The 24682-nt window shown below is 52.5% G+C and carries 21 protein-coding genes; 5 read left to right on the top strand and 16 right to left on the bottom strand.

From position 1 onward, the window contains the following. Positions 1 to 15: 15 nt before the first annotated feature. The 7 genes from AACS80_RS21195 to yddG form a co-directional block, all read right to left on the bottom strand. On the bottom strand, positions 16 to 909 hold the full coding sequence (locus AACS80_RS21195; RefSeq protein WP_135409963.1) for a PhzF family isomerase: 894 nt from the start codon (positions 907 to 909) through the stop codon (positions 16 to 18). Positions 910 to 988: 79 nt separating this feature from the next. Beyond that, on the bottom strand, positions 989 to 1669 hold the full coding sequence (gene narI, locus AACS80_RS21190; RefSeq protein ID WP_130210515.1) for a respiratory nitrate reductase subunit gamma: 681 nt from the start codon (positions 1667 to 1669) through the stop codon (positions 989 to 991). Continuing rightward, on the bottom strand, positions 1666 to 2361 hold the full coding sequence (gene narW, locus AACS80_RS21185; RefSeq protein WP_131162613.1) for a nitrate reductase molybdenum cofactor assembly chaperone: 696 nt from the start codon (positions 2359 to 2361) through the stop codon (positions 1666 to 1668). The genes narI and narW overlap by 4 nt, the downstream gene beginning before the upstream one ends. Beyond that, a complete protein-coding gene (narH, locus tag AACS80_RS21180) occupies positions 2361 to 3905 on the bottom strand; it encodes a nitrate reductase subunit beta (RefSeq protein WP_130210513.1) in 1545 nt (514 codons plus the stop codon). The genes narW and narH overlap by 1 nt, the downstream gene beginning before the upstream one ends. Continuing rightward, the gene (gene narZ / locus AACS80_RS21175) at positions 3902 to 7642 is read right to left on the bottom strand and encodes a nitrate reductase Z subunit alpha (RefSeq protein WP_135409964.1); all 3741 of its coding nucleotides are present in this window, start codon (positions 7640 to 7642) and stop codon (positions 3902 to 3904) included. The genes narH and narZ overlap by 4 nt, the downstream gene beginning before the upstream one ends. An 81-nt stretch (positions 7643 to 7723) precedes the next feature. Further along, a complete protein-coding gene (gene narU, locus AACS80_RS21170; protein WP_138183985.1) occupies positions 7724 to 9112 on the bottom strand; it encodes a nitrate/nitrite transporter NarU in 1389 nt (462 codons plus the stop codon). A 279-nt stretch (positions 9113 to 9391) separates the two neighbouring features. Then, positions 9392 to 10273, bottom strand: coding sequence for an aromatic amino acid efflux DMT transporter YddG (yddG, locus tag AACS80_RS21165; protein ID WP_130210507.1), 882 nt, complete (start codon positions 10271 to 10273; stop codon positions 9392 to 9394). A gap of 231 nt (positions 10274 to 10504) precedes the next feature. On the opposite strand from yddG, the gene fdnG reads away from it, so the two are divergent. From fdnG to AACS80_RS21145, 4 genes are all read left to right on the top strand, one after another. Beyond that, a complete protein-coding gene (gene fdnG / locus AACS80_RS21160) occupies positions 10505 to 13552 on the top strand; it encodes a formate dehydrogenase-N subunit alpha (RefSeq protein ID WP_138183984.1) in 3048 nt (1015 codons plus the stop codon). Positions 13553 to 13564: 12 nt separating this feature from the next. Next, complete coding sequence (gene fdnH / locus AACS80_RS21155) at positions 13565 to 14449, top strand: formate dehydrogenase N subunit beta (protein ID WP_001240581.1); 885 nt, start codon at positions 13565 to 13567, stop codon at positions 14447 to 14449. Beyond that, positions 14442 to 15095: a formate dehydrogenase-N subunit gamma gene (gene fdnI / locus AACS80_RS21150; RefSeq protein ID WP_000045638.1), complete on the top strand. Its 654-nt coding sequence runs from the start codon at positions 14442 to 14444 to the stop codon at positions 15093 to 15095. The genes fdnH and fdnI overlap by 8 nt, the downstream gene beginning before the upstream one ends. Before the next feature lie 71 nt (positions 15096 to 15166). After that, on the top strand, positions 15167 to 15643 hold the full coding sequence (locus AACS80_RS21145) for an NUDIX hydrolase (protein ID WP_130259035.1): 477 nt from the start codon (positions 15167 to 15169) through the stop codon (positions 15641 to 15643). Positions 15644 to 15647: 4 nt separating this feature from the next. On the opposite strand, the gene AACS80_RS21140 is transcribed toward AACS80_RS21145, so the two are convergent. The 5 genes from AACS80_RS21140 to bdm all read right to left on the bottom strand — a co-directional run bounded on the left by AACS80_RS21140 (position 15648) and on the right by bdm (position 19530). Then, on the bottom strand, positions 15648 to 15932 hold the full coding sequence (locus AACS80_RS21140) for a HigA family addiction module antitoxin (RefSeq protein ID WP_004975840.1): 285 nt from the start codon (positions 15930 to 15932) through the stop codon (positions 15648 to 15650). Between the two features lie 145 nt (positions 15933 to 16077). Continuing rightward, the gene (gene adhP / locus AACS80_RS21135; RefSeq protein WP_000642407.1) at positions 16078 to 17088 is read right to left on the bottom strand and encodes an alcohol dehydrogenase AdhP; all 1011 of its coding nucleotides are present in this window, start codon (positions 17086 to 17088) and stop codon (positions 16078 to 16080) included. A 133-nt stretch (positions 17089 to 17221) separates the two neighbouring features. Further along, positions 17222 to 18919: a malate dehydrogenase gene (gene maeA, locus AACS80_RS21130; protein WP_024166593.1), complete on the bottom strand. Its 1698-nt coding sequence runs from the start codon at positions 18917 to 18919 to the stop codon at positions 17222 to 17224. A gap of 156 nt (positions 18920 to 19075) precedes the next feature. Beyond that, on the bottom strand, positions 19076 to 19213 hold the full coding sequence (gene sra, locus AACS80_RS21125) for a stationary-phase-induced ribosome-associated protein (protein ID WP_000841557.1): 138 nt from the start codon (positions 19211 to 19213) through the stop codon (positions 19076 to 19078). 101 nt (positions 19214 to 19314) lie between these two features. Further along, complete coding sequence (gene bdm, locus AACS80_RS21120) at positions 19315 to 19530, bottom strand: biofilm-dependent modulation protein (RefSeq protein WP_130261363.1); 216 nt, start codon at positions 19528 to 19530, stop codon at positions 19315 to 19317. Positions 19531 to 19874: 344 nt separating this feature from the next. Here bdm and osmC point away from each other — a divergent pair, with 344 nt between their 5' ends. Beyond that, complete coding sequence (osmC, locus tag AACS80_RS21115; protein WP_000152305.1) at positions 19875 to 20306, top strand: peroxiredoxin OsmC; 432 nt, start codon at positions 19875 to 19877, stop codon at positions 20304 to 20306. Positions 20307 to 20340: 34 nt separating this feature from the next. On the opposite strand, the gene AACS80_RS21110 is transcribed toward osmC, so the two are convergent. Genes AACS80_RS21110 through AACS80_RS21095 form a run of 4 tightly spaced genes read right to left on the bottom strand, consistent with a single transcriptional unit; the run spans position 20341 to position 24678 of the window. Then, entirely contained in the window at positions 20341 to 21111 is a 771-nt protein-coding gene (locus tag AACS80_RS21110) for a 3-hydroxybutyrate dehydrogenase (protein WP_135409966.1), read from the bottom strand. 11 nt (positions 21112 to 21122) lie between these two features. Further along, complete coding sequence (locus AACS80_RS21105) at positions 21123 to 22514, bottom strand: GntP family permease (protein WP_130224856.1); 1392 nt, start codon at positions 22512 to 22514, stop codon at positions 21123 to 21125. 45 nt (positions 22515 to 22559) lie between these two features. Then, on the bottom strand, positions 22560 to 23483 hold the full coding sequence (locus AACS80_RS21100; protein WP_135409967.1) for a 3-hydroxyacyl-CoA dehydrogenase family protein: 924 nt from the start codon (positions 23481 to 23483) through the stop codon (positions 22560 to 22562). Then, positions 23473 to 24678, bottom strand: coding sequence for an acetyl-CoA C-acetyltransferase (locus AACS80_RS21095; RefSeq protein WP_130210497.1), 1206 nt, complete (start codon positions 24676 to 24678; stop codon positions 23473 to 23475). Before AACS80_RS21095 ends, AACS80_RS21100 begins: the two co-directional genes overlap by 11 nt. Positions 24679 to 24682: the final 4 nt, after the last annotated feature.

The following is a 24682-nucleotide window of genomic DNA, read 5'->3' as shown; positions in this document are numbered from 1 at the left end:
TATATGGCAACGGTTTTAAAGATCAATTGCCCACTCGGCATGAAATAAAATCACCGCTGTACCAGAAATAGTCACTTTCTCCGGCTGGTTATCGCGAATTGTCACCGTCACATCAATCACACCGTCACGCCCCAGAGCGCGCCCCTGATGGCCTTTAACACGCAACATGCTACCATCGTGAGGCAATACGTTGTGATGTACCAACCATGCACCCATCGGACCATTGGCATTGCCGGTCACCGGATCTTCCACAATACCAATCGCAGGCGAGAACATGCGACCATCGGTTTCGTTTTTGCCTGGACGGATCTGGAAGGGAAAGAAACCATTGCAGCCAATCTGTTTGCTGATAGCGGTCAGCGCAGCAAGGTCAGGCGAAAGGGCGTCGATATCCACCTCTGGTTTCAGCGGAATCATCACTTTTGAGTGTCCTGTTGTTGCGACCTGAATTGGCAAGCCTGGCAGAATATCGTCTTCAGTGAGATGAAGCGCGTTGATAATCGCCGCACGTGTTTCACCTTCCAGCGGTGGCTCAAAGCCAGGAGAACCTTGTTCCAACGAAATACGATAATCATCGTTGTGCTTTTCGATAGTCACGCGGTGTTTTCCTGCCTGCGACGTTTGCCAGACCGTGCAATTTCCCAAACCTAATACCTTCGAACGTACATAATGTGCTGCCACGGTCGCGTGACCGCAAATCGGCACTTCAACCGTTGGCGTAAAGTAGCGAATGCGCACATCGCTGTCGTCACTGTGCAGCAGAAACGCAGTTTCCGAATGGCCTAACTCGCGGGCGATAAGTTGCATTTGCGCTTCACTGAGATTATCGGCAGGGAAAACAACACCGGCAGAATTGCCGCGAAACGGTTGAGAGGTAAAAGCATCGACGTGGTAAACCTGCGGTTTCATTAACGTTCTCCTGTGGCTGGAGAACTATCATAGCCTGCAACTGGCCGGAGAGCGAAGGGCTATCCGGCCAGGGTGATGATTAACGCCGCGAACGCACAATCTGATAGCGACGAGTAAAGTACTCAAACGGCGCGCTCCACACATGCACCAGTCGGGTGAACGGGAAGAGCAGGAAGATGGTCATTCCCAATACCAGATGAACGCGAAAGATATAAGCTACGCCATCAAGATGCGTCGATGCGCCGCCCTGGAAAGTGACAATGCTTTGCGCCCAGCCCACCAGCTTCATCATTTCACTGCCGTCCGGATGTTGTGCTGAAAAGGGAATGGTGGTTAACCCAAGAATGCACTGAATTAACAAAATGGCGAGGATCAGGATATCCGCACCAGAAGACGTCGCCCGGATGCGCGGATTTGTTAAACGACGCACCAGCAGCCCCGCACCGCCAATCAACGTTAATACACCGCAAATACCACCGAGCACCATCGCCATCTGTTGTTTTACCGCCACCGGCAGAAACCACGCGTACATCCAGTGCGGCGTTAACATGCCGAACAGATGACCGAAGAAGATCCCGAGAATGCCGATATGGAACAAGTTCGACCACAGCACCATCCCGCGTTTATCCAGCATCTGGCTGGAGGCGGCGCGCCAGCTATACTGCCCGTAATCGTAGCGCAGCCAGCTTCCAAGGATAAAAACCGTGCCACACAAGTACGGGTAGATATCGTAAAAAAAGACGTTCAGATACTGAATCATTTCCCACCTCCCGCACTGATGTCGACATACTGTGGCGCGACATCCTGGCTAAAGCGTCGCTGATATTGATTAAGCGGCGAGCTGTCACACGCCGTGGCGTTATCTTCAATAAACTTCACCTGTTCCTCTTCCCACACCGCATCCAGCGCCTGGCGGGTGTCATCGCGCTCTTCACTGCGAATCTGTTTAGTGACACTGTCACTTGAAAGTGTACTACCCGCCAGATGCAGTAGGGCGTCAAACAACGAATACCACGGTGCCTCGCGTTGTTTTAAGCGTCCGCCAAGCAGGGCGAGGATCGGCGCAACGTTGAGTAACCCTTCTTTCGCCTGATCGTCCGGCAGTACGCTTAAATACTCCAGATACAGCGGCAGATAATCAGGCAGTTCCCGACAATCCAGTTGCAGACCGACCTTTTCATACTCCGCCAGCAGGTTCACCATTGCCTGGCCTCGATCGCGGGACTCGGCATGAACATGTTCGAACAGCAGCAGCGATGTGGTACGTCCACGGTCAAACACTTCGCACCATTCGGCCTGTTTATCCAGCAGCGGCGCGTTAAGCAGGTTGTTGGTGAAATCCGTAAGCATCGGCGCGTCGCGGCGGATCAACGCCAGCGCATCCTCCTTGCTTTCCCATAACAGCTCGTCCGGATACTCCATCAACAGGCCGATCACTTTGAGGATCTGCATTATTCGCCCTCCGCTTTATTGCGTACTTCGGTAATGTCGATGGCATCAATTCGGCTACTATTGAACAGGTTAAATTTGCTGTCCGAGCCGTGGCAACCGTCGCCAAAAGTAAAGCCGCAGCCGTTACGTTCTGCGAAGGCGTCGCCCGCCATTTCACGATGACTGGTCGGAATGACAAAACGATCTTCATAGTTGGCGATAGCGAGATAGCGATACATATCTTCGACCTGAGCGACGCTCAAACCCACTTCGTCGATGGCGCGGGTATCAGTAACGCCTTCCACGGTTTGTGAGCGCATATAGTGGCGCATCGCCATCATCCTTTTTAGCGCCCGCAGTACCGGGCCGGTATCGCCGGCACTCAACATATTGGCGAGGTATTGCACCGGAATACGCAGGCTTTCGATGGCGGGGAGCACGCCTTCGCTTTTCGGCAAACCGCCCGCATCAGCGTAGGACTGAATCGGCGACAACGGAGGAACGTACCAGACCATCGGCAGGGTGCGATATTCAGGGTGCAACGGTAGCGCCAGTTTCCAGTCCATCGCCATTTTGTAGACAGGCGAACGCTGGGCAGCTTCAATCACATTTTGTGGAATACCTTGTTTCAGGGCTTCCTCGATCACTGAGGGATCGTGCGGATCGAGGAACACTTCGCACTGGCGCTCATAGAGATCAACCTCGCGCTCGGTGCTCGCCGCTTCCTCAATGCGGTCGGCGTCGTAAAGCAGCACGCCCAGATACCGGATGCGACCCACGCAGGTTTCTGAGCACACGGTGGGTTGGCCTGACTCAATTCGCGGATAACAGAAGATACATTTTTCTGACTTCCCGCTTTTCCAGTTGAAGTAGATTTTTTTGTACGGACAACCGCTAATGCACAAACGCCAGCCACGGCATTTATCCTGATCGATCAGCACAATGCCATCTTCTTCGCGTTTGTAGATAGCGCCGCTGGGGCAGGTCGCCACGCAGCTGGGGTTGAGGCAGTGTTCGCACAGACGCGGCAGATACATCATGAAGGTGTTTTCAAACTGCCCGTACATCTCCTTTTGCATGGCTTCGAAGTTGCGGTCGCGGGCGCGTTTTTCGAACTCGCCGCCCAGCAGTTCTTCCCAGTTTGGCCCCCAGATCACTTTGTCCATCCGCTTACCGTCAATCAGCGAACGCGGGCGGGCTGTGGGAATATGTTTACCTTCTGGCGCGCTATGCAAATGTTCGTAGTCGAAGGTGAAAGGTTCGTAGTAATCGTCAATCTGCGGCACCACCGGGTTGGCGAAGATTTTGGTTATTACCCCCATCTTGCTGCCCAGACGCGGACGGATCTTACCGTTGACATCGCGGACCCAGCCGCCTTGCCACTCTTCCTGATCTTCCCAGTTTTTCGGATAACCAATGCCCGGTTTGGTTTCGACGTTGTTAAACCATGCGTACTCCATGCCTTCGCGACCGGTCCAGACGTTTTTGCAGGTCACCGAACAGGTATGGCAGCCGATACATTTGTCGAGGTTAAGCACCATGCCGACTTGCGAACGGATTTTCATTTTTTCGCCTCCTGTACCTGATCGCGACCTTCATCATCCAGCCAGTTAACGTTCTTCATCTTGCGGATCATGATAAATTCGTCGCGGTTCGAGCCGACGGTGCCGTAGTAGTTGAAGCCCCAGGCCAGCTGCGCGTAACCGCCAATCATATGCGTCGGTTTCGGGCAAACGCGGGTGACCGAGTTATGAATGCCGCCGCGCATGCCGGTTACTTCCGAGCCGGGGATATTCATAATGCGTTCCTGGGCGTGATACATCATGGTCATGCCCGGCGGTACGCGCTGACTAACAACCGCACGAGCTGTCAGCGCGCCGTTGGCGTTAAACACTTCCACCCAGTCGTTATCGACAATGGTCAGTTCGCGGGCATCGGTTTCGCTGATCCAGACAATCGGTCCACCGCGAGAAAGCGTCAGCATCAGCAGGTTTTCACTGTAGGTGGAGTGAATGCCCCATTTCTGGTGCGGCGTCAGGAAGTTAAGTGCTTTTTCCGGGAAGCCGTTTGGCGGGATCTGGCGCATTTCACTGACGCTGCGGGTGTCGATAGGCGGGCGATAAGCCACCAGGCTTTCACCAAAAGCACGCATCCACGGATGATCCTGATACAGCTGCTGACGGCCCGACAGCGTGCGCCACGGAATTAACTCATGAACGTTGGTGTATCCGGCGTTGTAGGAGACGTGATCGCTTTCGAGACCGGACCATGTGGGGCTGGAGATAATTTTACGTGGCTGCGCCTGAATATCGCGAAAGCGAATCTTCTCGTCCTCTTTGTGCAGCGCCAGATGGGTATGTTCGCGTCCGGTGATTTCGCCCAGCGCCTGCCACGCTTTGACCGCCACATGGCCGTTGGTTTCCGGTGCCAGCGCCAGAATCACTTCTGACGCATCAATGGCGGTGTCAATCAGCGGACGCCCCTGTGCCGGGCCATCACGCTTGGTGTAATTGAGTTTACCGAGGAAATCGATTTCATCCTGGGTATTCCACGAAATCCCTTTACCGCCGTTGCCAAGTTTGTCCATCAGTGGCCCGAGCGAGGTAAAGCGTTCATAGGTAGCAGGGTAGTCGCGTTCCACCGCCACAATATTGGGGGCAGTTTTTCCAGGGATCAGATCGCATTCGCCTTTGCGCCAGTCGAGCACTTCACACGGCTGTGAGAGCTCTGCCGGAGAGTCGTGTAACAACGGTTGCAGCACAACATCCGTTTCTTTGCCGAGATGTCCCACGCACACTTGCGAAAAGGCTTTGGCGATACCTTTGTAGATTTCCCAGTCGCTGCGTGATTCCCAGGCCGGATCGACCGCCGCAGAAAGTGGATGAATAAACGGATGCATATCCGAAGTATTCATATCGTCTTTTTCGTACCAGGTGGCGGTAGGCAGAACAATATCGGAGAAAAGACAGGTGCTGGACATACGGAAGTCGAGCGTCACCAGCAGGTCGAGCTTGCCTTCAATCGCTGCAGTTTGCCACTCAACTTCTTCCGGTTGGATTCCCTCCGTCGGTCCAAGTTCTTCCCCCTGAATGCCACTTTCCGTACCCAGCAGATACTTCTGCATATACTCGTGGCCCTTGCCGGACGAGCCAAGCAGGTTTGAACGCCAGACAAACAGGTTACGCGGATGGTTGCTGCCGTTGTCCGGCTGTTCGCAGGCCATGCGTAACTCGCCTGACTTCAGTGCCTGGGCGGTAAATTCGGCGGGTGATAATCCGGCCTTGTCGGCTTCGGCTTTCAGGGATAGCGGGTTACGCCCCAGTTGCGGCGCAGAAGGTAGCCAGCCCATGCGCTCGGCGCGAACGTTGAAATCAATCAGATGACCGCTGTATTTACTGGCGTCGGCCAGCGGTGAGAGCAATTCCTGCGCGGTGACTTTTTCATAGCGCCACTGGCTGGAGTGATTGTAGAAAAACGAGGTGCTGTTCATCTGGCGCGGTGGTCGGTTCCAGTCGAGCGCAAAGGCCAGCGGCAACCAGCCGGTTTGCGGGCGCAGTTTTTCCTGACCGACATAGTGCGCCCAGCCGCCGCCGCTTTGCCCGACACAACCGCAGAAGATCAGCATATTGATCATCCCACGGTAGTTCATATCCATGTGATACCAGTGGTTGACGCCAGCACCGAGGATAATCATCGAGCGCCCATGCGTTTTATGGGCGGTATCAGCAAATTCGCGGGCGATGGTTTCAATATACTGGCGCGGTACGCCGGTAATTTGCTCACCCCAGGCTGGGGTGTACGGTTTGATTTCAGCGTAATCTTTCGCGCTGTTTTCATCTTCCAGCCCGCGATCGAGGCCGTAATTCGCCAGTACCAAATCATAAACGCTGACGACCGGACAGACACTGCCATCGGCTAATGTCAGGTTTTTAACGGGTAATTGACGCACCAGTACAGGATCGTGTTTTACGCTGCGAAAGTGCGGATTTTCAATGCCGCCAAAGTAGGGGAAGGCCACGCCTGCAACGGTGTCGTGTTGACCGAGCAGGGTTAACGACAATTCGGTTTCCGTACCGGCGGCAATGGATTCCAGATTCCATTTGCCTTTTTCGCCCCAGCGGAAACCAATCGAACCGTTCGGCACCACCAGTTCACCTGCGGTATTAACCGCCACGGTTTTCCACCGCGGATTGTTGCTTTCACCCAGTCCATCCACCAGGTCAGACGCGCGGATCATGCGCCCGGGAACGTAGCTGCCATCTTCACGTGGTTCCAGCATTACCAGCATCGGCATGTCGCTGTAGCGGCGGCAGTAGTTGATAAAGTAGTCGCTGGGATTATCGAGATGAAACTCTTTTAAAATCACATGGCCCATTGCCATCGCCAGCGCGCTATCAGTGCCTTGCTTTGGCGCCAGCCACTGGTCGCACAGCTTTGCCACTTCCGAGTAGTCAGGGGTAATGGCGATAGTTTTGGTGCCTTTGTAGCGCACTTCAGTAAAGAAGTGAGCGTCTGGCGTGCGCGTCTGCGGTACGTTAGATCCCCAGGCGATGATGTAGCTGGAGTTATACCAGTCGGCAGATTCTGGCACGTCGGTTTGCTCGCCCCAGGTCATTGGCGAGGCGGGCGGCAGGTCGCAATACCAGTCGTAGAAACTTAAACAGGTGCCGCCAAGCAGCGACAGATAACGCGTTCCGGCGGCGTAAGATACCATCGACATCGCCGGAATCGGTGAGAATCCGGCAACGCGATCCGGGCCATAGGTTTTGATGGTCCAGACGTTAGCTGCGGCAATCAGCTGGTTTAGTTCCTGCCAGTTGGAGCGGATAAAGCCGCCGCGCCCACGCACTTGTTTGTAGCTCAGGCACTTTTGCGGATCGTTCATAATCGATGCCCACGCCAGTACTGGATCGTTGTGCTGTTTAAGGGCTTCGCGCCACAGTTCAATCAGTCGTTTACGAATTAGCGGGTATTTCAGGCGGTTAGCGCTGTAAAGATACCAGGAGTAACTTGCGCCACGCGGGCAGCCGCGGGGTTCATGATTGGGCAGATCAGGGCGAGTGCGCGGGTAGTCGGTCTGCTGGATTTCCCAGGTCACCAGGCCATTTTTAACGTAGATTTTCCAGCTACAGGAGCCAGTGCAGTTAACGCCGTGGGTGGAACGCACGATTTTGTCGAATTGCCAACGCTGGCGATAGCTATCTTCCCAGTCGCGGTTGCTATGCATCACCTGTCCGTGACCATCGGCAAAGGTTTCGCCCTTTTGTTTGAAGTAGCGAAAGCGATCCAAAAGTTTACTCATGACATGACTCCTGCTCCAGGAATGATTTGGGATCTGATGCCTTGTCGGATGCGACACGGTTGTACACCAGGCATCGATCTCTTATTTTTGGCTGAACTTCCGCCGACCATAAACCAGCCAGGTCAGCAGCACACAGATGATGTAAAAGATTAAAAACACTTTCATCGCGCCCACTGGCGAGCCGGTCATATTCAGCGACATGCCAAATGCTTGTGGAATAAAGAAGCCGCCCACCGCGCCGATGGCCGAAATAAAGCCCAGCGCCGCCGCCGTTTCAGTGATTGCTTCTCGCTGGGCCTGTTCATCGCTGCCGCCTTTCATCTTGACGCGATAAACTGTTATCTGGCGAAAGATGACGGCGATCATCTGGAAAGTAGAACCACTTCCCAAACCAGCGGTTAGGAATAACCCCATAAACACAGCGTAAAATGCGATGAAATTGCCGGAACCCGTGCCAGGTAGGGTGAGGAACAGCAGGGCGCTGAAAATCGCCATAAAAATGAAGTTGATAAGCGTCACCCGAACGCCGCCGAATTTATCGGAAATAGCACCACCCACTGACCGCGCGATGGCACCGATAAACGGGCCAAAGAACGCCAGACGCAGAATATTCACATCCGGGAACTGTGTTTTTGCCAGCATGGCAAATCCGGCGGAAAAACCGATAAACGAGCCAAAGGTAGCGAGATAGAGCAGACTCAGCAGCCACAGATGCAACCGTTGCAAAACGGGCAACTGGTCAGCAATTGACGCACGTGAACTGGCAATATCATTCATCCCTGACCAGGCGGCGATAGTGGCAATCGCCAGTAGCGGTACCCAAATCCATGCGGCGTTCGCCAGCGACATCACAGAACCATCGGCCTGCGGTACGCCATTGACGCCAAGAAAAGCAAATACCGGTACAAAAATCACCAGCGGCGCAACCAGTTGCATCACGCTGACGCCTAAATTCCCCAACCCGCCATTAATCCCTAATGCACTGCCTTGTTTGGCTTTCGGGAAGAAAAAACTGATATTTCCCATACTCGAAGCAAAGTTCGCGCCAGCAAAACCACAGAGCAAAGCAATAACAATAAATATCCCAAAAGGGGTATTCGGATTTTGCACAGCAATACCGAGCCAGACGCAAGGAATAATCAGAATCACGGTACTAAAAACTGTCCAACGGCGTCCGCCGAATATAGGCACCATAAAGGAGTAGGGAACACGCAATAATGCACCGGAAACGGAAGGTAAGGCGGTTAATAAAAAAAGCTGATCAGTAGTGAAATTAAAGCCGATTTTATTGAGATTAACGGCAACTGCGCTAAATAACATCCAGACACAGAAGGCAAGGAGTAAACAACTTACTGATATCCAGAGGTTTCTTCGGGCAATGTGTTTTCCTTTATTTTCCCAGAATGCCGGATTTTCTGGCTTCCAGTCGCGTAAAAGGTAACGATTATTTTTCTCATTTTGTAGTGCCATATTCTTCCTCACATGCACACATTGTTAATGAAAAAAAGACAAGGCAGGACATTGGACGCAATGGTCCGTTATTAGAATTAAGAGTAAATAGAGTGAAGTGCTGATTGAAAGAATAGATAACAAAGCGAAACTGCGGGGGGAGAAAGCTGATTATCTGAATGGATATGTGTTACTGAATGTAACAACAATGCATCATATTTTTTTACTTATTTTTAAACTAACATACGGCAAACGTGTTTGTTGCCGTATGAATCGTGGCTTTATTGTCGTAGCCTTTGCTTATCGTTGACGCGTTGCCAGCCAGCAGAGCAGGGAACCGCCGCAGACCATCAATGCGCCTTGCCAGAAAGAGAACGATAGCGGAGCACTAAGCAGTACCGCAGCAAGCGCCGACGAAAGCACAGGCGTAAAATACGAACCTACCGCCATAATGGTGACATTGCCATGTAAAATGCCGACGTTCCACGCCGCGTAAGCAAATCCTAAAGTAAATGCCGCTGAGATAAGTTTTATAATGACGGGCGTGCTAAATACCATCTCCGGTTGCGGCGTTAAAAAATAGTAAACCCACAAACTTGCTCCCGTCAGCAGGACGAAAACGGTAATACCGTTAAATCCACGGGCATATTTATTGGTGACCGTGCAATAAGCGGCCCAGATAAAAGCACCAATAAAAGCCAGGCAATAACTCAACGGGCTGGTAGTGATATTGTTGATAATTTCATCCGGCTTGAGGCCATTTTCACCCCCTAATACCCAGCAGACGCCACCAAGGGCTAATAACAATCCTGGTACAATCAGCCAGTTGGTTTTCTGGCCATTAAACAGAATGGCAAAAAGTATCGTCAGACTGGGCCATAAATAGTTCACCATGCCCACTTCAATTGCCTGATGGCGGGTTGCTGCATACCCTAAGGAAAGTGCCAGACAGATTTCATAGCTGACGAATAAGAAACTCCCCGCAAGTAAATAACCTTTGGGGATCTGCCGAATGCGCGGAAAGCCAACCGTGAAAATTAACAGCAGCCCGCTTAATGAATAGATAGCAGCTGCGCCACCGACCGGGCCGAGCCCCTCACTGACGCCGCGAATCAATCCTACCATCGTGCTCCACAGGACGATCGCTATTAGCCCTATGAGCGTTGCTTTTTGTCGTGTCATGCTCGCTGTTTAGTCTCTCTTGCCGTTAAAAATTAAGCTGAAATTTATAGCATTTTTTTAACCAGGCTGTCAGGCAGTGGTGTGTTTTTCTACCGCCATTGAGGTAGGTCAATTTGCGCAGGCGGATTATTTTGTGGCAAACAGGTGTTCTTTTTGATTTCGCGCAAAAAGATTCAGAATTTTACTGTTAGTTTCCTCGCGCAGTAATACCCCTGAAAAAAGAGGAAAGCAATGGACGTCAGTCGCAGACAATTTTTTAAAATCTGCGCGGGCGGTATGGCGGGAACAACAGTAGCAGCATTGGGCTTTGCCCCGAAGCAAGCACTGGCTCAGGCGCGAAACTACAAATTATTACGCGCGAAAGAGATCCGTAACACCTGCACATACTGTTCCGTAGGTTGCGGGCTATTGATGTATAGCCTGGGTGATGGCGCGAAAAACGCCAGAGAAGCGATTTATCACATTGAAGGTGACCCGGATCATCCGGTAAGCCGTGGTGCGCTGTGCCCGAAAGGGGCCGGTTTGCTGGATTACGTCAACAGCGAAAACCGTCTGCGCTACCCGGAATATCGTGCGCCAGGTTCTGACAAATGGCAGCGCATTAGCTGGGATGAAGCATTCTCCCGTATTGCGAAGCTGATGAAAGCTGACCGTGATGCTAACTTTATTGAAAAGAACGAGCAGGGCGTAACGGTAAACCGTTGGCTTTCTACCGGTATGCTGTGTGCCTCCGGTGCCAGCAACGAAACCGGGATGTTGACCCAGAAATTTGCCCGCTCCCTCGGGATGCTGGCGGTAGACAACCAGGCGCGCGTCTGACACGGACCAACGGTAGCAAGTCTTGCTCCAACATTTGGTCGCGGTGCGATGACCAACCACTGGGTGGATATCAAAAACGCTAATGTCGTAATGGTGATGGGCGGTAATGCTGCTGAAGCACATCCCGTCGGTTTCCGCTGGGCGATGGAAGCGAAAAACAACAACGATGCAACCTTGATCGTTGTCGATCCCCGTTTTACGCGTACCGCTTCTGTAGCGGATATTTACGCACCTATTCGTTCCGGTACGGACATTACGTTCCTGTCTGGCGTTTTGCGCTACCTGATCGAAAATAACAAAATCAACGCCGAATACGTTAAGCATTACACCAACGCCAGCCTGCTGGTGCGTGATGATTTTGCTTTCGAAGATGGCCTGTTCAGTGGCTATGACGCTGAAAAACGCCAGTACGATAAGTCGTCCTGGAACTATCAGTTCGATGAAAACGGCTATGCGAAACGCGATGAAACACTGACTCATCCGCGCTGTGTGTGGAACCTGCTGAAAGAGCACGTTTCCCGCTACACACCGGACGTTGTTGAAAACATCTGCGGTACGCCAAAAGCCGACTTCCTGAAAGTGTGTGAAGTGCTGGCCTCCACCAGCGCGCCGGATCGCACAACCACCTTCCTGTACGCGCTGGGCTGGACGCAGCACACCGTGGGTGCGCAGAACATCCGTACTATGGCGATGATCCAGTTGCTGCTCGGTAACATGGGTATGGCCGGTGGCGGCGTGAACGCATTGCGTGGTCACTCCAACATTCAGGGCCTGACCGACTTAGGCCTGCTCTCTACCAGCCTGCCGGGTTATCTGACGCTGCCGTCAGAAAAACAGGTTGATTTGCAGTCGTATCTGGAAGCGAATACGCCGAAAGCGACGCTGGCCGATCAGGTGAACTACTGGAGCAACTATCCGAAGTTCTTCGTTAGCCTGATGAAATCTTTCTACGGCGATGCCGCGCAGAAAGAGAATAACTGGGGCTACGACTGGCTGCCGAAGTGGGATCAGACCTACGACGTCATCAAGTATTTCAACATGATGGACGAAGGCAAGGTTACCGGTTATTTCTGCCAGGGCTTTAACCCGGTTGCGTCCTTCCCGGACAAAAACAAAGTGGTGAGCTGCCTGAGCAAGCTGAAGTACATGGTGGTTATCGATCCGCTGGTGACTGAAACCTCTACCTTCTGGCAGAACCACGGCGAGTCGAACGATGTTGATCCGGCGTCTATTCAGACTGAAGTATTCCGTCTGCCTTCGACCTGCTTTGCTGAAGAAGATGGTTCTATCGCTAACTCCGGTCGCTGGTTGCAGTGGCACTGGAAAGGTCAGGACGCACCGGGCGAAGCGCGTAACGACGGCGAAATTCTGGCGGGCATCTACCATCATCTGCGCGAGCTGTACAAAGCCGAAGGTGGTAAAGGTGTAGAACCGCTGATGAAGATGAGCTGGAACTACAAGCAGCCGCACGAGCCGCAGTCTGACGAAGTGGCAAAAGAGAACAACGGCTATGCGCTGGAAGATCTCTATGACGCTAATGGGGTGCTGATTGCGAAGAAAGGTCAGTTGCTGAGTAGCTTTGCGCATCTGCGTGATGACGGTACGACCGCATCTTCTTGCTGGATCTATACCGGTAGCTGGACCGAGCAGGGCAACCAGATGGCTAACCGCGATAACTCCGACCCGTCCGGTCTGGGGAATACGCTGGGATGGGCCTGGGCGTGGCCGCTCAACCGTCGCGTACTCTACAACCGTGCTTCGGCGGATATCAACGGTAAACCGTGGGATCCGAAACGGATGCTGATCCAGTGGAACGGCAGCAAGTGGACGGGTAACGATATTCCTGACTTCGGCAATGCCGCACCGGGTACGCCAACCGGGCCGTTTATCATGCAGCCGGAAGGGATGGGACGTCTGTTTGCCATTAACAAAATGGCGGAAGGCCCGTTCCCGGAACACTACGAACCAATTGAGACGCCGCTGGGGACTAACCCGCTGCATCCGAACGTGGTGTCTAACCCGGTCGTTCGTCTGTATGAACAAGACGCGCTGCGGATGGGTAAAAAAGAGCAGTTCCCGTATGTGGGTACGACCTATCGTCTGACCGAGCACTTCCACACCTGGACCAAGCACGCGTTGCTCAACGCAATTGCTCAGCCGGAACAGTTTGTGGAAATCAGCGAAACGCTGGCAGAAGCGAAAGGCATTGCCAATGGCGATCGTGTCACTGTCTCCAGCAAGCGTGGTTTTATCCGCGCGGTGGCTGTGGTAACGCGCCGTCTGAAACCGCTGAATGTAAACGGTCAGCAGGTTGAAACGGTGGGTATTCCAATCCACTGGGGCTTTGAGGGTGTCGCGCGTAAAGGTTATATCGCTAACACTCTGACGCCGAATGTCGGTGATGCAAACTCGCAAACGCCGGAATATAAAGCGTTCTTAGTAAACATCGAGAAGGCGTAAGGGGGCGAACAGATGGCTATGGAAACGCAGGACATTATCAAAAGGTCCGCAACTAACTCCATCACGCCGCCTTCGCAGGTGCGTGATTACAAAGCAGAAGTCGCGAAACTTATCGACGTTTCTACCTGTATCGGCTGTAAAGCCTGTCAGGTGGCGTGTTCGGAGTGGAACGACATCCGTGATGAAGTGGGGCACTGCGTCGGGGTTTACGATAACCCCGCCGATCTGAGCGCCAAGTCCTGGACGGTGATGCGCTTTAGCGAAACCGAACAGAACGGCAAGCTGGAGTGGCTGATCCGTAAAGACGGCTGTATGCACTGTGAAGATCCGGGCTGCCTGAAGGCGTGCCCGTCTGCTGGTGCAATCATTCAGTACGCTAACGGGATTGTCGATTTCCAGTCGGAAAACTGCATCGGCTGTGGTTACTGCATTGCCGGGTGTCCGTTTAATATTCCGCGCCTCAACAAAGAGGATAACCGGGTATATAAATGCACACTCTGCGTCGATCGCGTCAGCGTCGGTCAGGAACCGGCTTGTGTGAAAACTTGTCCGACCGGGGCTATCCACTTCGGCACCAAAAAGGAGATGCTGGAGCTGGCGGAACAGCGCGTGGCGAAACTGAAAGCGCGTGGTTACGAACATGCTGGCGTCTACAACCCGGAAGGTGTCGGTGGTACGCACGTCATGTACGTGCTGCATCACGCCGATCAGCCGGAGCTGTATCACGGTCTGCCGAAAGATCCGAAGATCGACACCTCGGTAAACCTGTGGAAAGGCGCGTTGAAACCGCTGGCAGCGGCTGGCTTTATCGCCACTTTTGCTGGGTTGATTTTCCACTACATCGGTATTGGCCCGAATAAGGAAGTGGACGATGACGAGGAGGAACATCATGAGTAAGTCGAAAATGATTGTGCGCACCAAGTTTATTGATCGCGCCTGTCACTGGACCGTGGTGATTTGCTTCTTCCTGGTGGCGCTGTCCGGGATTTCGTTCTTCTTCCCGACGCTGCAATGGCTGACGCAAACCTTCGGTACGCCGCAGATGGGGCGCATTTTGCACCCGTTCTTCGGCATTGCGATTTTCGTCGCGCTGATGTTTATGTTCTTCCGCTTTGTGCATCACAACATCCCGGATAAGAAAGATATTCCGTGGCTGTTGAACATTGTTGAAGTATTGAAAGGCAATGAGCACAAAGTGGCGGATGTTGGTAAGTACAACGCCGGACAGAAGATGATGTTCTGGTCGATCATGAGCATGATTTTTGTGTTGCTGGTGACCGGGGTGATTATCTGGCGTCCGTACTTTGCGCAGTACTTCCCGATGCAGGTTGTTCGCTACAGCCTGCTGATCCACGCGGCTGCGGGTATCATCCTGATCCACGCCATCCTGATCCATATGTATATGGCATTCTGGGTGAAAGGGTCGATTAAAGGGATGATCGAAGGGAAGGTGAGCCGTCGCTGGGCGAAGAAACACCATCCGCGCTGGTATCGTGAAATCGAGAAGGCAGAAGCGAAAAAAGAGAGTGAAGAAGGGATATAATCTCTTTTGAACTTTAAGCTGAAAATGGCGCTGTAAAAGGCGCCATTTTTTTATCTGACATGGAGGTTATTATGCGTATACGCCCTGCAGCAAGATTATTTGTTCTCAGCGCCGATAATCGGGTGCTGTTATTTCGTTTTCAGCATACTGATGATGCGCTTACCGGAAGACAATACTGGGCTACGCCTGGTGGTGGGTTGGAACATAACGAGTCTTTCGAAGAGGCTGCGTTAAGGGAGTTGCAGGAAGAAACAGGCATTTCCCGCCAGTCAGCCGGACCACAAATAGCCAGCCAAAGATTCACCATGATGTTACCGAGCGGAGAAAGCGTTATCGCCGATGAGCGTTTCTTTATGATCCGCGTAGCGCAAAAAGAGACTGAATTTTCTGGCTGGAGTCATCATGAAAAGCTCGTTATAGGCGATCACCGCTGGTGGTCACTGGAGGAATTGCGCCAGACAAAAGATACTGTATTTCCGCTGGAGTTGCTTGTCGATTTCCTTTCGAAACAGGTGTCGCAGAGAAATCCAGCGGTCGGAAATGAGTAAATATTTACTGCGCAGCCAGACGGCGCAGTCGCGACACATCGACCGTTTTTTCTGCCTCTGCCAGACTCCAGGCGTTTTGCAGATTCAGCCACATTTGCGGCGAACTGCCGATCACCACAGAAAGTTTAATTGCCATTTCTGGCGTCAAAGCTGCTTTTCCGGTCAGCAATCGGCTTGCCGTTGAGGGCGCAATTTCCATTGCTCTGGCAAACTCGCGCAGGCTGACATTAAGTTCGTCCAGTGATTCCTGAATAATGTCCCCCGGGCGGGGATGATTGGCCATTTTCATCAGTGTCTTTACTCTCAGTAGTGTTCCTTCACTGGGAACACTATCATTATTGTTCCTTCCTACGCAACAATAATCCATTTAGCCATTTCATGTTGGAGAGTGTGCGATGCTGCGACCCGAACATGGCAGTCGCAGCAAAGGCCTCTTAGCGGCGGAAATCAATCACCATACGGCCACGGATTTTGCCTTCTTCCATCTCGGTAAAGATGGTGTTGATGTCCGCTAACGGACGCAGGGCGACTTTCGGCACCACTTTGCCTTCGGCGGCAAACTGGAAGGCTTCGGTTAGATCCTGGCGCGTGCCGACCAGCGAACCGACTACTTCAATACCATCCAGCACAAGGCGTGGGATATCCAGGCTCATAGACTCCGGCGGCAGACCGACAGCCACAACACGACCGCCTGCACGGACAGCATCAACCGCCGAGTTAAACGCAGCTTTAGCCACCGCTGTCACCACCGCAGCGTGAGCGCCACCGGTTTTCTCCTGCACAATTTTGGCGGCGTCTTCGGTGCGTGAGTTAATCGCTAAATCTGCACCCATTTCGGTTGCCAGTTTTAACTGCTCATCATTGACATCAATGGCGATCACTTTGGCGTTAAAGACATTCTTCGCGTATTGCAGGGCGAGGTTACCCAGACCGCCAAGACCGTAGATAGCAATCCACTGCCCTGGACGAATTTTTGACAGTTTAACGGCTTTGTAGGTGGTGACGCCCGCGCAGGTAATACTGCTGGCCGCCGCCGAGTCCAGGCCATCTGGCACTTTTACCGCATAATCGGCGACCACGATGCACTCTTCCGCCATCCCGCCATCAACGCTGTATCCGGCATTTTTTACCGAACGACAGAGGGTTTCGTTACCACTATTACAGTATTCGCAATGACCGCATCCTTCGTAAAACCACGCCACGCTGGCACGATCGCCTGGTTTTAATGAGGTGACACCTGGGCCAACTTCTGCCACCACACCAATACCTTCATGACCCAAAATCACACCGGTCTTATCACCAAAATCGCCATTCTTAACATGAAGATCGGTATGACATACACCACAACACTCCATTTTCAGCAGGGCTTCGCCATGTTTCAGTGAGCGCAGTGTTTTATCCGTAACGTCAACATGATGATCCTTCGTAACAACCGCAGCCTTCATAGTTCCTCCTTTTCGGATGATGTTCTGCATAGCAGGTGAGGCAAATGAGATTTATTCGCCACTACCCAGTATGGATGAGATCTGAAAAAGGGAGAGAAAAATTGCCCGGTAGTCTTCACTACCGGGCGCAGGCTTAGATGGAGGTACGGCGGTAGTCGCGGTATTCGGCTTGCCAGAAATTATCGTCAATGGCTTGTTGCAACGCTTCGGCAGACGTTTTCACCGCCACGCCTTGCTGCTGCGCCATTTTGCCAACCGCAAACGCAATTGCGCGGGAGACTTTCTGAATATCTTTCAGTTCCGGCAGTACCAGACCTTCGCCATTCAGGACCAGCGGCGAATACTGAGCAAGCGTTTCACTTGCCGACATCAGCATCTCATCGGTGATACGTGACGCGCCGGAAGCAATAACGCCCAGCCCGATGCCCGGGAAAATAAAGGCGTTGTTACACTGGGCGATAGGGTAGATTTTATCTTTCCATACCACTGGGTTAAACGGACTGCCAGTGGCGACCAGCGCGTTACCTTCGGTCCAGGCGATAATGTCCTGCGGTGTGGCTTCCACGCGTGAGGTCGGGTTAGACAGAGGCATCACGATCGGACGCGGACAGTGTTTGTGCATCTCACGGATGATTTCTTCGGTGAAAAGCCCGGCCTGTCCGGAGACGCCGATCAGAATATCCGGTTTGACATTGCGCACCACATCCAGCAGTGACAGCACATCGCTGTCGGTATCCCAGTCACTGAGGTTTTCGCGCTTCTGCACCAGTTTGGTCTGGAAAGGCAGCAAGTTCGGCATCTTGTCGGTCAGCAGGCCAAAGCGATCGACCATAAAGACTTTCTGCCGCGCCGCTTCCTCGCTTAATCCTTCGCGCTGGGTCTGGGCGATGATCATTTCGGCAATGCCGCATCCCGCTGAACCTGCACCGAGGAAGACGATTTTTTTCTCGCTTAACTGACCGCCTGCCGCGCGACTTGCTGCGATCAGTGTGCCTACCGTTACCGCCGCGGTTCCCTGAATATCATCATTAAAGGAACAAATTTCATTGCGATAGCGGTTAAGCAGTGGCATCGCATTTTTTTGCGCGAAGTCTTCAAACTGTAACAGCACGTCCGGCCAGCGTTGTTTCACTGCCTGGATAAACTCGTCAACAAATTCATAGTATTCGTCGTCTGTAATACGCGGGTTACGCCAGCCCATATACAGCGGATCGTTAAGCAGTTGCTGGTTATTAGTGCCGACATCCAGCACCACCGGCAGCGTATACGCCGGGCTGATACCGCCACAGGCGGTATAGAGCGACAGTTTACCAATTGGAATGCCCATCCCGCCGATGCCCTGGTCACCAAGCCCCAGAATACGTTCGCCGTCGGTCACCACAATCACTTTGATATTATGGTTCGGCACGTTTTGCAGAATATCGTCCATATTGTGGCGGTTCTGGTAAGAGATAAATACGCCGCGTGAACGACGGTAGATCTCAGAAAAACGCTCACAGGCTGCGCCGACGGTTGGGGTATAAATAACAGGCATCATCTCATCAAGATGATTGTTTACCAGACGGTAGAAGAGGGTTTCGTTGGTGTCCTGGATATTACGCAGGTAGATGTGCTTGTCGATTTCGGTTTTGAATCCCTGATACTGGATCCACGCACGTTCCGCTTGTTCTTCGATGGTTTCGACCACTTCCGGCAGTAACCCCAGCAGGTTGAAGTTACGGCGTTCTTCCATGCTGAAGGCGCTGCCTTTATTCAACAACGGAAATTCCAGCAGTACAGGGCCAGCGTAAGGAATATAAAGCGAACGCTGTTTTTTTGTTTTTGGTTCCATGTCACTCACTCTTTTTTGAATATCCATCCCTGGGGTGCTTTTATCTTCTTTGCTTTACCGCCAGGGCGTCGGCCCCAAGTATAAAGCAGATAAAAACAAAAACACCATTGCGCAGGCAATGGTGTTTAATCGTCATTGAGGACTGATTGTTAAAGATTACTTTTCAGCGGGGCGTTTTCTGCCGGTTGGGGTATTTACTACGCTGGATTTGTCACCTTCGGTAACTATTTTGCGCTGGTTAGAAATTTTATGATCCAGTCCAAGAATATGACGTGCCTGACGATTCGATTTCATTTGTACTCCTCAATCCTGTAGCTAGTTTTAAGGACAACATCGCCGTAGCGAAGAAACACGTGCTAAACCCCTAAATTAGGTTGCCGATCAAGCATAGCAGCTTAAAGCGCAGGGTGCTGGCCACTGATCACATAATTTATCGTTTGCTGGTAGATGTCACTGAGGATGTCGTTATCAGAGGCTTCGACCCATTTGGTCAACTCCATGAGAATGTCATCTTCAGTGACAACACCGTGCTCTGCCCGAAGGCCTTGCTCAATGGCATTAACCAGAGCGGGTTCTGCTGTTGAATTTTCTGCCTGATAATAAGTAAACATAGTGATTCTCCGTGTCTGTGTATTTATGGTGTCTGCTACGGATCGCAGATTTATAAAGCACATTCAGCATGACAAATATTTACCGCTTCGTTGTTAAGATTAGTCCTGGTTGATGATTTTTATATTTTAACTGCATGATATTGATGGGGATTGTTATTTTAATGAGTTGATTTATATTGAGGTAATATCTCTTGGGTTATATATTTCCGGTTATCTATTGTGGGCGTTTAATTTAAGTGCAGGAGAAATATTTTCGCCTGATTTTATTCGGAATATCCTGCTTATCCTCGTGCTGATTCTCACGTAGTCTATAATTTCCTTTTTAAGCCCACAGGAGAGCAAGAATGACAATCCATAAGAAAGGTCAGGCACACTGGGAAGGCGATATCAAACGCGGGAAAGGAACAGTATCCACCGAGAGCGGCGTGCTGAACCAACAGCCGTATGGGTTTAACACGCGTTTTGAAGGCGAAAAAGGAACTAACCCTGAAGAACTGATTGGCGCAGCGCATGCCGCATGTTTCTCAATGGCGCTTTCGCTGATGCTGGGGGAAGCGGGATTCACGCCAACATCGATTGATACCACCGCCGATGTGTCGCTGGATAAAGTGGATGCTGGTTTTGCGATTACTAAAATCGCACTGAAGAGCGAAGTTGCCGTGCCGGGTATTGATGCGTCCACCTTTGACGGCATTATCCAGAAAGCAAAAGCAGGATGCCCGGTTTCTCAGGTACTGAAAGCGGAAATTACGTTGGATTATCAGTTGAAATCATAAAGCGTTGCCGGATGACGCGTCATCCGGCGAACTTTTACTGTGCTACCCAACCGCCATCCATATTCCACGCTACACCGCGCACTTGTGCTGCCGCATCCGAACAGAGAAAGAGAGCCAGTTCACCCAGTTGTTGCGGAGTCACAAATTCACGAGAAGGCTGTTTTTCTGCCAGCAAGGCGTCACGTGCGCTTTCCGCGTCTTCGCCTTGCGCAATGCGCTTATCAATCTGCTGTTGTACCAACGGTGTCAGCACCCAGCCAGGGCAGAGCGTGTTGCAGGTAATACCCGTCTGTGCAGTCTCCAGCGCAATGGTCTTTGTGAGTCCCACCACGCCATGTTTTGCCGCAACATAAGCCGATTTGTCTTTCGACGCTACCAGTCCATGCACAGAGGCAATGTTAATGATCCGCCCCCAGTTACGGGCGCGCATTTCCGGCAGTGCCAGACGCGTGGTGTGAAAGACCGAAGAGAGATTGATAGCGATAATGGCGTTCCATTTTTCAACCGGGAAAGATTCCACCGGGGAGACATACTGGATCCCGGCGTTATTCACCAGAATGTCGACACCGCTAAATTCCCGCCGTGCGTAGGCCATCATGCTGACAATCTGCGATTCATCGCTGAGGTCTGCCTCATGATAGCCAGGCGTTTTACCCACACGAGAAACCGCATTGATTGCCGCGTCAACATCACCGAAGCCGTTGAGGATCACTTGCGCGCCGGCTTTTGCCAGTGTCTGAGCAATACCGAGTCCAATACCGCTGGTGGACCCCGTTACCAGCGCAGTTTTACCTTGTAAATTCATGATGGTTTTCCTTAGACAATGCCGGTGGTGTAGTACACGCCGATGATAAACAGCACGGCCAGACTTTTAATGATCGTAATTGCGAAGATACCGCCGTAAGCCTGACGGTGACTCAGCCCAGTGATTGCCAGCAGGGTGATCACGGCGCCGTTATGGGGCAATGTATCCATGCCGCCGCTGGCCATAGATGCCACGCGGTGAAAAACTTCCAGTGGAATATTGGCAGCATGCGCAGCGGCAATAAAAGTGTCGGACATAGCCGCAAGAGCAATACTCATCCCGCCGGAAGCTGAACCGGTAATTCCGGCAAGCGTGGTGATGCTGATGGCTTCGTTAAGTAATGGATTTGGAATGGCGGCCAGCGCCTTCGAGAGCACCAGAAAACCGGGCAGGGCGGCGATAACTGCACCGAAGCCATATTCTGAGGCGGTGTTCATCGCGGCAAGAATTGCGCCACCCACCGCTGTACGGCTTCCTTCTGCCAGTCTTCCATGAATATTGCGATATCCAAAAATCACCACCAGCAAAATTCCGGCAATGAGTGCAGCTTCAACGGCCCAGATAGCGGTGATTTTGGCGACATCTGTGGTAATCGGGGCGGCAAGTCCCGGCAACGCCAGTTGGTGGCTCGCACCGTACCAAACAGGGATCCACCAGGTAAATAACAAGTTCAACAGCCCCACCAGAATCAACGGTGAAATAGCAATGAGTGGGTTCGGTAAATTGATGTTATCTGGTGTTTCAGGTTCATTAAGTAACTCTGTGCCGTAACCTTCATTTTTTGCCTGCGCTTTACGACGCTGCCGCTCCAGATAGATAAGCCCGACGGCAATGATAAACAGTGAACCAATAAACCCCAGCCACGGCGCGGCCCAGGCGTTGGTGCCAAAGAAACTGGTGGGAATAATGTTCTGAATTTGTGGCGTGCCGGGCAGAGCGTCCATAGTAAAAGAGAATGCCCCCAGAGCCACCGTTGCCGGTATAAGCCGTTTTGGGATGTTACTCTGGCGGAACAGTTCAGCCGCGAACGGATAAACGGCAAATGCCACCACAAACAGCGACACGCCGCCATAGGTGAGTAATGCACATACCAGCACAATTACCGGAATCGCATGCCGCCGCCCGAGAATGTTGATCGCAGCAGCGACAATCGAACGAGAAAATCCTGAAAGTTCAATCAGTTTTCCGAATACAGCTCCGAGCAGAAACACCGGGAAGTACAATTTCACGAAGCCGACCATTTTTTCCATGAACAGGCCGGTAAATGCAGGGCCAACAGCCCCCGGATCGGTGACAAGAACAGCGCCTAATGCCGCGATGGGGGCAAAAAGGATAACGCTGTATCCGCGATAGGCTGCCAGCATTAGCAGCCCAAGCGCGGCAAGGGCGATTAATACACTCATCGAGACTCCTCAATATCGTTGTTATAGTGGGTACAGCGAGAGAAGTTACGGTTTCAGGGCGAAGCGAAGCTGATGTTCCCGACGCTGCTGGATGTACTGCTTGCGGGATTCATCCCAGCGGTAAAATCCCTGACCGCTACGCACGCCGATGTCTCCACGCTCCACTTTTTCGGCAACTAACGACATCATGTCGCTGCCAGTCGCCAGTTCAGGGAGCAGATGGCGACAAATATCCTGTACCGTCGAAAGTCCGGTCATGTCGGCGGCCTCCAGCGGGCCGACCATGGCATAACGTCGCCCAAGCGAGGCGCGCATGACCTGATCCACCACTTCGGCACTGGCGATGCCGCTTTTTACGATATGCAGGGCTTCACGCAACAGTGCAAATTGCAGACGGTTGCCGACAAATCCTGGCGCAGCGCGATCCAGCAATACCGCTTCCAGTTGCAGTGACACAAGCAAGTGTTGCAGCCAGTGCAAATGCTTTTGCTCGGTAACGCTGCCGGGGACAATCTCCACCAGCGGAATCAAGTGCGGCGGATGCCAGAAATGGGCGATCAGCAGTCGTTGCGGGTAGCGCATCTTCGCTGCCAGATCATCTGGCGGCAGACCGCTGGTATTGCTGGCGACAATGGCCTCAGGAGAAATAAGCGTTTCAAGCTCGGCATATAATGCGTGTTTTAGTTCAAGCCGCTCCGGGATCGCCTCAATCAGTAGTTGCGAGTCGGCGATGTCAGCAAGTGAGGTCGTGCCGTGCAGACGTTTAAGCACATTCTCTTTTTCCGGAGCAGTAAACTGTTCGCCGCTATTCAGTTCATCAAGAATTCCGCCTGCAACTGCGGGGATTTCTGCAATCCTGCTCTGCTCGGTATCATACAGCCAGATATCATGACCAAAGCGGGCGAAATGAGTGGCAATCCCCACGCCCATCAATCCGGCGCCCAGTACCGCAAATTGTTCAGTTTGCATGGTGTTCTCCTGAGGTTCTTTCCAGCGTCAGCGCCACGCCCTGACCGCCACCGACGCACAGCGTCGCCAGCCCTTTTTGCGCATTACGTCGCGCCATTTCATAAATGAGAGTGACCAGAATGCGGCAACCGGAAGCGCCAATAGGATGCCCAAGTGCAATTGCGCCGCCGTTAACATTCACTTTGTCGCTATCCCAGTTCAGTTCGTCGCCAACGGCCAGCGCCTGCGCTGCGAAAGCTTCGTTGGCTTCTATAAGATCAATATCTTCCAGCGTCCATCCGCAACGCTTAAGACATTCGCGGGTAGCGGCGACCGGACCGATGCCCATAAAGGCAGGATCGACGCCAGAAACGGCATAACCGGCCACCCGAGCCAGCACAGGGAGGCCAAGTTCAGCAGCTTTGCTGGCGCGCATTAACATGACTGCGGCGGCACCATCATTGATGGAAGAGGCATTTCCTGCGGTGACGCTTCCCGCCCCCGGAAGAAAGGCCGGTTTCAGTTGCGCCAGTTTTTCCAGTTGCGTCCCGGAACGTGGTTGTTCGTCGGTATTTACCCAGCGTGGTGGTTTTTTACCTTGTGGTACGCTGACCGGAGTAATTTCGTCTGCAAAGCGCCCGGCTTCCATTGCGGCAGCGGCTTTTTGCTGAGAACGTAGTGCGAATGTGTCCTGGCGCTCGCGACTGATGGCATATTTTTGCGCCAGGTTTTCCGCAGTAATGCCCATGTGGTAATCATTGAAAGCGTCCCATAGTCCGTCATGAACCACGCTGTCTTTCATACTGGTATGTCCGAGGCGTAAACCGGCCCGCGCGCCATCAATAAAATAGGGCGCGTTGCTCATGCTTTCCTGGCCACCTGCGATAATTATCTGTGCATCACCGCAACGGATCGCCTGCACGGCCTGCTGTACGGCTTTAAGACCGGAACCACATACCAGGTTGATGGTCACAGCGGGTGTATCGTGGCTTAACCCAGCTTTGAGCGCCGATTGCCGTGCTGGGTTTTGTCCGCTTCCGGCGGTCAGGACCTGACCGAAAATCACTTCGTCGATCTGTTCTGCTGCAAGTGCGGTTTTCTCCAGCAACGAACGGATAGTGGCAGCGCCGAGATCAACCGCAGAGAGTGGGGCGAGAGCGCCATGAAAACTGCCAATCGGCGTGCGCGTAGCGGCAACAATAACAACGTCCTGCATGGTG

It is taken from the genome of Escherichia sp. E4385, from assembly GCF_963883145.1.
GTDB lineage: Bacteria > Pseudomonadota > Gammaproteobacteria > Enterobacterales > Enterobacteriaceae > Escherichia.
This window is presented reverse-complemented; position numbering and strand designations above follow the sequence as displayed.

Excerpts from the sequence above, each read along its gene's own strand:
- AACS80_RS21100 (WP_135409967.1), bottom strand. The coding sequence starts at position 23,483 with ATGCAAACTGAACAATTTGCGGTACTGGGCGCCGGATTGATGGGCGTG.
- AACS80_RS21110 (WP_135409966.1), bottom strand. The coding sequence starts at position 21,111 with ATGAATTTACAAGGTAAAACTGCGCTGGTAACGGGGTCCACCAGCGGT.
- AACS80_RS21140 (WP_004975840.1), bottom strand. The coding sequence starts at position 15,932 with ATGAAAATGGCCAATCATCCCCGCCCGGGGGACATTATTCAGGAATCA.
- AACS80_RS21145 (WP_130259035.1), top strand. The coding sequence starts at position 15,167 with ATGCGTATACGCCCTGCAGCAAGATTATTTGTTCTCAGCGCCGATAAT.
- yddG (WP_130210507.1), bottom strand. The coding sequence starts at position 10,273 with ATGACACGACAAAAAGCAACGCTCATAGGGCTAATAGCGATCGTCCTG.
- fdnH (WP_001240581.1), top strand. The coding sequence starts at position 13,565 with ATGGCTATGGAAACGCAGGACATTATCAAAAGGTCCGCAACTAACTCC.
- narI (WP_130210515.1), bottom strand. The coding sequence starts at position 1,669 with ATGATTCAGTATCTGAACGTCTTTTTTTACGATATCTACCCGTACTTG.
- narU (WP_138183985.1), bottom strand. The coding sequence starts at position 9,112 with ATGGCACTACAAAATGAGAAAAATAATCGTTACCTTTTACGCGACTGG.
- sra (WP_000841557.1), bottom strand. The coding sequence starts at position 19,213 with ATGAAATCGAATCGTCAGGCACGTCATATTCTTGGACTGGATCATAAA.
- narW (WP_131162613.1), bottom strand. The coding sequence starts at position 2,361 with ATGCAGATCCTCAAAGTGATCGGCCTGTTGATGGAGTATCCGGACGAG.
- adhP (WP_000642407.1), bottom strand. The coding sequence starts at position 17,088 with ATGAAGGCTGCGGTTGTTACGAAGGATCATCATGTTGACGTTACGGAT.
- narH (WP_130210513.1), bottom strand. The coding sequence starts at position 3,905 with ATGAAAATCCGTTCGCAAGTCGGCATGGTGCTTAACCTCGACAAATGT.
- narZ (WP_135409964.1), bottom strand. The coding sequence starts at position 7,642 with ATGAGTAAACTTTTGGATCGCTTTCGCTACTTCAAACAAAAGGGCGAA.
- maeA (WP_024166593.1), bottom strand. The coding sequence starts at position 18,919 with ATGGAACCAAAAACAAAAAAACAGCGTTCGCTTTATATTCCTTACGCT.
- bdm (WP_130261363.1), bottom strand. The coding sequence starts at position 19,530 with ATGTTTACTTATTATCAGGCAGAAAATTCAACAGCAGAACCCGCTCTG.
- osmC (WP_000152305.1), top strand. The coding sequence starts at position 19,875 with ATGACAATCCATAAGAAAGGTCAGGCACACTGGGAAGGCGATATCAAA.
- AACS80_RS21105 (WP_130224856.1), bottom strand. The coding sequence starts at position 22,514 with ATGAGTGTATTAATCGCCCTTGCCGCGCTTGGGCTGCTAATGCTGGCA.
- AACS80_RS21095 (WP_130210497.1), bottom strand. The coding sequence starts at position 24,678 with ATGCAGGACGTTGTTATTGTTGCCGCTACGCGCACGCCGATTGGCAGT.
- AACS80_RS21195 (WP_135409963.1), bottom strand. The coding sequence starts at position 909 with ATGAAACCGCAGGTTTACCACGTCGATGCTTTTACCTCTCAACCGTTT.
- fdnI (WP_000045638.1), top strand. The coding sequence starts at position 14,442 with ATGAGTAAGTCGAAAATGATTGTGCGCACCAAGTTTATTGATCGCGCC.